The organism is Acidobacteriota bacterium (assembly GCA_009861545.1).
Classification (GTDB): Bacteria; Acidobacteriota; Vicinamibacteria; order Vicinamibacterales; family UBA8438; genus WTFV01.
Genome location: VXME01000032.1, coordinates 39,201 through 45,936, shown reverse-complemented (window position 1 = coordinate 45,936; position 6,736 = coordinate 39,201). Strand labels below are relative to the sequence as shown.

The 6,736-nt window shown below is 70.1% G+C and carries 6 protein-coding genes; 5 read left to right on the top strand and 1 reads right to left on the bottom strand.

Annotation, left to right across the window (positions count from 1 at the left end):
* The first annotated feature begins 25 nt into the window (after positions 1–25).
* Positions 26–847, top strand: coding sequence for a hypothetical protein (locus F4X11_04690; protein MYN64311.1), 822 nt, complete (start codon positions 26–28; stop codon positions 845–847).
* Between the two features lie 82 nt (positions 848–929).
* The gene (locus F4X11_04685; GenBank protein MYN64310.1) at positions 930–1,403 is read left to right on the top strand and encodes a hypothetical protein; all 474 of its coding nucleotides are present in this window, start codon (positions 930–932) and stop codon (positions 1,401–1,403) included.
* A 58-nt stretch (positions 1,404–1,461) separates the two neighbouring features.
* Here F4X11_04685 and F4X11_04680 read toward each other — a convergent pair whose 3' ends face one another.
* Positions 1,462–2,844, bottom strand: a complete 1,383-nt coding sequence (locus tag F4X11_04680; protein ID MYN64309.1) for a PQQ-binding-like beta-propeller repeat protein — start codon at positions 2,842–2,844, stop codon at positions 1,462–1,464.
* 134 nt (positions 2,845–2,978) lie between these two features.
* Between F4X11_04680 and F4X11_04675 the strand changes: the two genes are divergently transcribed.
* The 3 genes from F4X11_04675 to F4X11_04665 all read left to right on the top strand — a co-directional run bounded on the left by F4X11_04675 (position 2,979) and on the right by F4X11_04665 (position 6,616).
* Positions 2,979–4,076, top strand: coding sequence for a hypothetical protein (locus F4X11_04675; protein ID MYN64308.1), 1,098 nt, complete (start codon positions 2,979–2,981; stop codon positions 4,074–4,076).
* A 190-nt stretch (positions 4,077–4,266) separates the two neighbouring features.
* Positions 4,267–5,424 (top strand): hypothetical protein, encoded by a 1,158-nt coding sequence (locus tag F4X11_04670; protein MYN64307.1) that lies wholly within the window; start codon positions 4,267–4,269, stop codon positions 5,422–5,424.
* 79 nt (positions 5,425–5,503) lie between these two features.
* Positions 5,504–6,616: a hypothetical protein gene (locus tag F4X11_04665; protein MYN64306.1), complete on the top strand. Its 1,113-nt coding sequence runs from the start codon at positions 5,504–5,506 to the stop codon at positions 6,614–6,616.
* Positions 6,617–6,736 lie beyond the last annotated feature (120 nt).

Below are 6,736 nucleotides of genomic sequence, written 5' to 3'. Positions count from 1 at the left end.
CGGCGGGGGGTTTAGGGTGGGGGGGGTGTTTGGGCGTTCGGTGGGGGGGGGGGCGTTCTCACCCCCCGGGGGGTTTTTTTTTGCGGGGGGGGGGGGGGGGCCGCGGCGGGGGGCGCCAGCCGGGGGGGACGTCGACTACCGGTCCGACGGCAGCCTCGGCTACGACGCCTTCTGGCTCGACGAGGGCAGCACCTGGCAGGCCAGTGGGCGTACGTCGCTGATCGTCGACCCGGCGAACGGGCGAATCCCCTATACGCCCACGGCGCGCGACCACGAGCGGCCGTACGGGACCGGTCCCTGGCACTCGCACATCGATCTCGACACGGGAGAGCGGTGCTTCGGCGACGGGCTGCCCCAGATCTGGTTCGGCGACAACCCGAACCACCAGATCTTCCAGACGCCGACCCACGTGGTGATCCTGCACGAGATGTACCACGTGCGCCGCATCATCCCGATCGACGGCCGCCCGCGGACCGGCATCCCGCGGTGGGACGGTGAGCCGCGCGGCCGGTGGGACGGGAGCACGCTGGTGGTCGAGAGCCGCCACTTCCCGGATCGGTCGCAGGATCGGTTCCGCCACGTCTGGCGCGCGCCGTCCGCGAGTCTGCGCGTAGTCGAGCGGTTCACGCGAGTCGATGCCGGCACGATCGACTACGAAGCGACGATCACCGACCCGGTCCGCTTCGCCCGGCCGTGGACCGTCCGCTTCACGATGTCGTCGGATCAGGCGCAGCGAGGGGTGGCCCCGGGCCGCCTGTTCGAATATGCCTGCCACGAGGGGAACTACGCGATCGTGAACGTGCTGCGCGGCGCTCGCGTGCAGGAGACTCGTGCCGACGGCCGCTGATCGCGCGTCCACCCCGATAGCGCCGGCGCGCTTCCGCCGAAACTGCTGGCTCGCCGGACGACATTCGGATATAACCACCGGCATGCTGCAGCGAGCCCTCGTCGTCGCAATCTGCGGTCCGGCGCTGGTGCTTGCCGGGGCCGCGGCACATGCCCAGGTGGGTGGCAATCTGGCCGCCGGGCCGCCCCTCGACATCCACCTGGAGATCACGACAAGCCCCGACGGACCCGTGCTCTCCACCACGGCGTTCGACCTGGTAACGGGCGAGTACTACCGGCTGAACGTCACCAGCGACGGGGTCGAGCCGTGGCGGCTCGAGGTCGACGAGCTGCTGCACAACTCGCACCTGCGCCTCGTCACCATCAACGGGATCGAGGTGCATCTGCAGGCGCTGGCGTTCCGCGCCATCGAATTCGACGTCGGCGGCACGGTGCAGTTCAGCTTCACGCCGATCCGGACCGGCGCGTTCGAGTTCACTGTCGGCGATGTTCCTTCGGTCCGCCGCCAACGCGCGGACGGCGGGCGCACCGTGGCGGGCACCTTCACCGTCCAATGACCACCGACCCGGCGACGTACGCGAGCCCGTGGACGCTGCCAGACCGGCCCGCGCGCCGTCATGGTCCCTGCTCGTAGTCCACGGCGGCCAGCGACAGCCGCACGACCTCGGCGTCGTTGCGGGCGACGACGTGGCCGTTGGCAAAGGCCGGGTGGGACCACAGCACGGCCCGGTCGTTCCAGCGCCCGGAGGCGCCGCCGCGCGTGCGCGTGGTCGGGGTCAGCAGAAGCGTCCGGTCGACCTCCTCGTAACCCTCCGGTCCGAAGCGCGCGATGATCAGGTCGCCCGAGTCGTTGACGACGAAGTGGCGGTCGCCGTTGCGGACGAAATAGGCCGTCGCCCAGCGATCCTGGGCGTTCATCCGGTCGCTCTGCCAGAGCCGCTCGCCGCTCGTGGCGTCGAGGCCCCGCAGCTCGCCGTAGCTGCCGACGCCGTACAGGTGGTCGCCGACGACGATCGGGGTCGAGATGAGCGAGTGCAGCGTGTCGGTCTGGTCGGGAAACTCGGTGCGGGCCTGCCCCCGCCACAGCATGCGCGCCGCCGGGCGGTCCGAGTTGAGCGCGAACATCATCGTGCCGTTGAAGAACTCGCTGACCACGAGGTAGCGCCCGCTGCGGACCGGGGTCACGATCGACAGGCCGCCGCCGACCTCGTACGGGTGGTTCCACCAGATCTCGCCGGTCGCCGGATCGAGCGAGGTGAGCGCCGACGCGTGCCAGACGATCAGTTGCCGCACGCCGCCTGCGGTGATGACGATGGGCGACGAGTAGCCGGGCTCCGAGTCGGACTCGAGCGCCCGCCACGCCTCCGTGCCGGTCGCCTTGTCGAAGGCGACCACCTTCGCGTCCGGCTCGCCGCCGAGCAGCACGATCAGGTGCCCGCCCTCGACCAGCGGCGACTGCGACACGCCGAAGACCGGGACCGTCACCCCGTAGTCGGCCGCCGTGTCGATGCGCCAGATCAGGTCGCCGGTCGCGGTGTCGAAGCACGACAGCATGCCGGCCGCCCCGAGGATGTAGACCCGGCCGCCGTCGACGAGCGGCGTCGCCCGCGGGCCGCTCGCGAACTTGAAGTGGATGTTGCGGTAGGCGGCCGGCCATTCCCGCGTCCACAGCACGGCGCCGGTCTCCTCGTCGAGCGCCAGCAGCCGCTCGTGGCCGTCCATCGTGCGGCTGCCCGGCGTCTCCTGGTAGTCGAGGACGAAGACGCGCCCCCCGGCGACGGCCGGTCCCGCGAAGCCGCCGCGGACCGGCGTCCGCCACTTCACGATCAGGCCGTCGTCCGCGAACCGCTCGACGAGGCCGGTCTCGCGCCACACGGCGTCCCGGTCGACGCCGCGCCACTGCGGCCAGTCCTCGGCGCCGGGCGCGGCGGCGCCGAGCCAGACGATCGCGCAGGCGACGACGACGGCGGTTCGGCTTGTGGAAGGACGGTGGGACATCGCGCGATGGTATGGGCGATGGAATCCAGTGGTCAACGCCGGCGACTCCACCGCGGCTTGAAAAAGGGCGTGCGGCAGGCGATCATGAGCGCGATCCCGGTCACCGACGGGCCTGATGCTCGGGGAGGACTCAGATGCACCATGCCACGCTTGCGGCGCTGGCCGCGGTCGTCGCGATCGCGCTTCTGTCGCCGGTCTCCGCGTCCGCGCAGGATCGGGAAAAGAGTGACGCGGACGGGGCGGCGGAGTGGACGCTGCCTCGCACTCCCGACGGCCGTCCCGACCTGCAGGGCTACTGGACGACCCAGACCTTCACGCCGCTGGAGCGGCCCGCGCATCTGGGCGACCGGGAGTTCTTCACGGAAGAGGAGACCGCCTGGCTGCAGCGGGAGCTCACGGCCGCCGGCGTCGACCCGTCGGCGCGCGAGATTCTCGACATCATCGACATAGAAGATCGGGAGGAACTCCAGCGGTACAAGTATCAGGCCAACCGCACGCCGGACGAGCGTCATCACATCCACTACGACAACGAGATCTGGCTGCGCACGCCGGTGCCCAAGGGACTGTCGAGCCGGCGCACGTCGTTGATCACCCGGCCGCGGAACGGCCGATTCCCGCCGCTGACGCCGGAGGCCGCGGCGCGCGCGGCCGCTACCCGGGCCGCCCAGGCGCATGCAAGCGCGTTCGACAGCCACCAGAACCGGCCCCTGTCCGAGCGCTGCATCGCGTGGTCGCACGAGGGTCCGCCGATGATGCCGCCGTCCTACAACGACATCCATCAGTTCTTCCAGACTCCGGACCACGTCGTGGTGCTCTCCGAGCTGGCCACCAATCCCCCGCGCATCATCCCGCTCGACCGGCGCCCGCACGTCTCGGACGCAATCCGCCAGTTCCCCGGCGACTCGCGCGGCCGCTGGGAGGGGGACACGCTGGTCGTCGAGACCCGCAACTACGCCGAGAGGAGACGTTTCCGCGGAGCCGGCGGCGCACTCCACGTCGTGGAACGCTTCACCCGCGTCAGCGCCGATCGGATTCACTACGAGTTCACGGTCACCGATCCGGAGACGTGGACCAGCCCGTGGAGCGTGGAGCTGCCGATGGTGAAGACCACCGGTCCGTTGTTCGAGTACGGGTGCCACGAGGGCAATCACGACATTCGACACATACTCGAGATTCACCGCAATCTCGAACGGCAGGCGGCAGGCGACGCGGCGGGGACGGATTCCAGGTAGCCCCGGCGCCCGTGCTCCGTGGATCCGGGTTCGGCTGGTGATCCGCGGACGCCGGCGGCGGAGGGGCGGAAGGGCTCGCGACGGCGTTCCGCGGGGCGTATACTGTGAGCCTCTGTTTTCGGGTGAGGTGGGGGACAAGGACATGAAGTCGCGACTGATCATCTTGAGCGTCTGTACTCTGTTGGCGGCGATTCTGGTGTGGGGCGGCGGACAGAGCGGGGGGATCGGGGCCCAGGAAGCCGTCCCGAACGCGCCGCTGTTCGAGGTCGACCCGTTCTGGCCGCAGCCGCTGCCGAACAACTGGCTGCTCGGTTCGACCATCGGGGTCTCGGTCGACTCGGACGACCACGTCTGGATCGTGCACCGCGGCAACCTCGCGCCGAACGAGATCCCGGCCGCGCTGGACCCGCCGTTCGCCGAGGCGTGCTGCCATCCCGCGCCGCCCATCCTGGAGTTCGACCAGGAGGGCAAGCTGGTGCAGCACTGGGGCGGACCCGGCGAGGGCTACGACTGGCCCGACTCGAACCACGGCATCTGGGTCGATCCGATGGACAACGTCTGGATCGGCGGCAACGGCGCCGACGACTCGCACGCGCTGAAGTTCAGCCACAGCGGCGAGTTCCTGCTGCAGGTCGGTGAGGACGGCTACGCCGAGCCCGACAGCAACTCGATGACGCGCTACCAGAAGGTCGCCAAGGTCACCTTCGACGCCGAGGCCAACGAGGCGTATCTCGCCGACGGCTACGGCAACCGGCGCGTGGCGGTGGTCGACGGCGACACCGGCGAGCTGAAGCGCTACTGGGGCGCCTACGGCAACCGGCCCAGCGACGACGAGCTGCCGCGCTACAACGCGGCGAACGCGCCGGCGCACGGCGCGGTCAGCAGCGACAAGTCCGGGGACCAGCAGTTCCGCAACCCGGTGCACTGCGCCGACCCGACCAGCGACGGCCTGGTCTACGCGTGCGACCGTCCGGGCAACCGCGTGCAGGTGTTCACCAAGGCGGGCGAGTTCGTCGAGGAGATCTACCTCATGCCGAAGACGCTCGGATCCGGCTCCGCCTGGGACATCGCGTTCTCGACGGATCCGGACCAGACCTTCGCCTACGTCGCCGACGGTGTGAACCAGCAGGTGCACGTGCTGCGCCGCAAGCCGCTGGAGTACATCTACAGCTTCGGCAGCGGCGGCCGCATGGCGGGGCAGTTCTTCGGCAACCACAGCATCGCGGTGGACTCGGCCGGCAACGTCTACACGACCGAGACCTTCGAGGGCAAGCGCGTGCAGCGGTTCAAGTACGTCGGGATGGGCAGTGCCGCCGGCGACGTCGGCGTGCCCTGGCCGGGTGACTGATGCCCGCCGGGCTTGCGCGTCGAGGGGCCGCCGCCGGCGGCCCCTCGCAGGCCGGTGAGGAATGTCAGGGGGTATGGAAATGAGGCGACGACTGCTCGAGTTGCTCGGTACGGCAGCGGTGCTCGCGACCCTCACGGTGCTCTTGCAGCTTACCGCGGTGCCGGTGAGCGGCCAGGCGCCGGATACGACCGCGTGGGGGCATCCGAACCTGGAGGGCATCTGGCTGGACGTGTACTCCACGCCGCTGGAGCGGGACCCGGCGATCGGCGAGCGCGAGTTCGCCACCGAGGAAGAGCGGGCCGCACGGAATCAGGCCGCGCTCGCTCGTCCGCCGGTGCTGCCCAGCGGGGCGTACAACACCGTCTACACCTCGGCGAAGCCGGCGGGCCCCCGGACGTCGCTCGTCGTCGACCCGCCGAACGGGAGGATTCCCGCACTCACGCCGGAGCAGGTGCGGCGCAACGAGATCGAGCAGGAGTGGCGCGCCATGCTCCTGCGCAACACCGAGACCTGCCGGACCCAGGCGCCGCAGTGCGCCGGGGGAGAGTACGGGCCCCCTTCGCCCCGCCGCTACGAGACGACGCCCTACTACAACACGCGGGGCCGCATGAACCGCCACGACGGTCCGGAGGATCAGAGCCTGGGCGACCGGTGCATGTCGGGGCGCACGCCAGACCTGAACGGGTTCCGCCGCATCGTGCAGGGTGAGAACTCCGTCGCCATCGCCTACGACACCGGGCAGGGCCAGGGGTTCCAGCGCATGGTCAACCTGGGCGGAAGTCATCCGCCGGGCCACATCCGCCTGCGTCACGGCGACTCGCGCGGCCGGTGGGAGGGCGACACGCTGGTCATCGAGACCACGAACTTCTCCCACAAGTTCCCGTACCAGGGCTCGGCCGAGAACCGCCGGCTCGTCGAACGGTATACGCGGGTCGACGAGGAAACGCTCGATTACGAGATGACGATCGAGGATCCGACGGTGTGGGTGGCGCCGTGGACGCTCCGGCAGGAGCTGAAGCGGCAGAGCGACCAGCAGAACCGGATCTACTACGAGCCCCGGTGCCACGAAGGGAACTACGGCCTGCCGGCGTTGCTCCTCGGCTATCGTCTGGACGATCAGGCGTTTGCGGAAGGGCGCGGCCCGGACCCGGCCTCCTTCTCCATCTACGACGCCGACCGCCTGCAGCGGTGACCGCTCGGGTCCCGAGCGTCGAGGCAGCCCCGTGCTGCCTGCGGGCGCGGGCCCGCAAAAATCGAGCCCGGCCTCGCAATTTGCGAGGCCGGGCTTTTCGTGTACTCGAAACGTCGCGTC

Bases quoted from the DNA above. Each gene is read 5' to 3' on its own strand.
- F4X11_04665 (MYN64306.1), top strand. From the start codon at position 5,504: ATGAGGCGACGACTGCTCGAGTTGCTCGGTACGGCAGCGGTGCTCGCG.
- F4X11_04680 (MYN64309.1), bottom strand. From the start codon at position 2,844: ATGTCCCACCGTCCTTCCACAAGCCGAACCGCCGTCGTCGTCGCCTGC.
- F4X11_04685 (MYN64310.1), top strand. From the start codon at position 930: ATGCTGCAGCGAGCCCTCGTCGTCGCAATCTGCGGTCCGGCGCTGGTG.
- F4X11_04675 (MYN64308.1), top strand. From the start codon at position 2,979: ATGCACCATGCCACGCTTGCGGCGCTGGCCGCGGTCGTCGCGATCGCG.